Raw genomic sequence first — 1,421 nt, 5'->3', positions numbered from 1 at the left:
CGCGATAATAAATCCTAATAAATTCGGTCGTCCTTGAGGTGTAAACGGCTGAATGATATAGAAGTAATCTCGATTATCACGTGGATCTTTTAAAATCGTGTAATAAGGCTCAAGAGGAAGCCTTTGCTGTGATTGGACGTTGCGCATACTCCTTTCGGGAACTTGCCACTTGTCCTCTTGATTATAAAATACTCGAGGATCAGTTACATGATAAACGCGGAACATGTTTGACTGAATCCTAAACAACTCCTCCGGGTAACGGAAGTGTTCTTTCAAAGGCGCAGGTGCGTCGGAAAGCGGCGTAAATAAGGAAGGAAACGCTTTTTGATAAGCACGTATTATAGGATCATTTGGATCAACAACATACAATGTTATCGTCCCATCGTAAGCGTCTATAACTACCTTAATTGAGTTTCTTACGTAATTGGTGTCTGGAATTACCCTAAACTCTGAGTTCCGAGGGAGTCGTTCTGTAACAATTTCCGGGCCTCTGTCGACGCGTGCAGCATCAAGCTTCTGAGAATATGGGAAACGATCGGTAGCTGTGTACGCGTCTTGTACCCACATCACCCGGCCATTGACTAAAACCGGATAGGGATCAGCATCGAAAACTAACAGGGGAAAAGCAGCGGAAATGCGCTCACGTATATGAGAGCGAATAATAATTCTCGACTCAGGAGTTAGCTGTCGCGAAAGCAAAAGGTTGATATCTCCGAATCGCATTGCAAATGCAGCTCTAGTCATGAGATTGCGTAGCGGGATTCCACCATTTCCTTGATATGCGACCGTTACTTCTTGATCTCCTGATTGGGGAAAATCAAACTCTCGCTGGGTAGTCTTTACTATCGCATAAGAATAACCTGGTGGCTTGTCGCCATAGTAAATCTGCGGAACCGTAAGAGTTACCTCCGAGTCGTCTGTTGCTAACTCTTTCGTAAGCTTTACTGGCATATCCTCGGACAGAAAGAGAGGGCGACCATCAGGGGCTGCCGTATCTGCTGCTGATATAACAACTCCGTATCCATGAGTGAACTGAAGATGTCGGTTAATCCATGTTTGTGAGGGTAAACGGTCAACATCTATTTCGCGGGTCGAAATAAGAACTGCCCTTTTTTCTCCGCTTAACTGGTATCGGTCTATATCAACATCCGTGAAAAGGTAATAACCTCTGAAAGACTGAAGTTGGTTATAAATATCTTGCCCCACAGTGGGATCCCATAGTCTCACAGAGCTATCAGCCCTCGTCTGAGATACCTTTGTAAAATTAAGGTCTCTACTGGGTTCATATTGTGCGAGCTCAATGCCCGACAGGCCATATGCGTACCGCGTAAACTCGATGTTTCTAGCAATATATTCCTGTTCTCGTACAAACTCGTTTGGTTGAACTGCGAACCTCTGGTAAAAAGCTGGGAAAATGCCCA

At 44.7% G+C, this 1,421-nt stretch carries 1 protein-coding gene; it reads right to left on the bottom strand.

What is annotated here, in order from left to right:
- Positions 1-1,421: UPF0182 family protein (locus C4318_06275; protein ID MER3454751.1), on the bottom strand; the 1,421-nt coding region annotated here is incomplete at both ends.

The organism is Acidimicrobiia bacterium, assembly GCA_040289475.1.
Taxonomy (GTDB): Bacteria; Actinomycetota; Acidimicrobiia; order ATN3; family PSLF01; genus PSLF01.
Note: the sequence above shows the minus strand (reverse complement) of the source record. Positions and strands in the feature narration are given on the sequence as shown.